The organism is Pseudoramibacter alactolyticus ATCC 23263, from assembly GCF_000185505.1.
In the GTDB taxonomy this organism is placed as follows: domain Bacteria; phylum Bacillota; class Clostridia; order Eubacteriales; family Eubacteriaceae; genus Pseudoramibacter; species Pseudoramibacter alactolyticus.
This window is the reverse complement of sequence record NZ_GL622381.1, coordinates 1-576: the sequence shown is the minus strand read 5'-3', so window position 1 is coordinate 576 and position 576 is coordinate 1. Positions and strand designations below refer to the sequence as shown.

General features: G+C 59.0%; 1 pseudogene. It reads left to right on the top strand.

Annotation, left to right across the window (positions count from 1 at the left end):
* Positions 1-191: 191 nt before the first annotated feature.
* Positions 192-576: pseudogene (locus HMPREF0721_RS11255) on the top strand (sugar ABC transporter permease); the annotation flags it as partial.

Sequence of the window (576 nt, the reverse complement as noted above, 5' to 3'; positions counted from 1 at the left end):
CCCAGCTCTGCAGGGCAAGACTGACGCCGAGAGCGCGGCCAAGCAACTAGCCGAGAAGCTGAAGACGATCATCAAGAACTGACTGTCATTCGACCACATGGACACGGCGGGGCGGGTCACCTACCCCGCCGTACCTATGGATCTTGCTCGCACCACCCGGCCAACAGCGCCAGGGGACAAGGAGCTTTACCATGACCACTGCAACAGTGGAACAGACCAACAAAAGGTCTTCGCGGGCCAAATCTCAAGAACGTCTAGCCCTAGCACTCATCGCACCTACCCTTATCGTCATCCCCGTCATTCAGTCGATGAAGCAAACCCTCTACGGCCAGCCCGGGCTGGATCCAGAAACCGGATTCGTCAACGAGACCGAGCCGTTCGTCGGGATGAAGGACTTCGCCGACATTTTCACCGGCTCCGGGGAGAGATTCTGGACCGCCTTCTGGAACACCACCTTGTTCGGTGTCGTTACAGTCGTGCTCGAGACCATCCTCGGCGTCATCATGGCGCTCATCATGCACCGGGCGATGGCCGGACGTGGCATCGTCCGAGCCGCATTCTGGTTCCTTGGGCTAT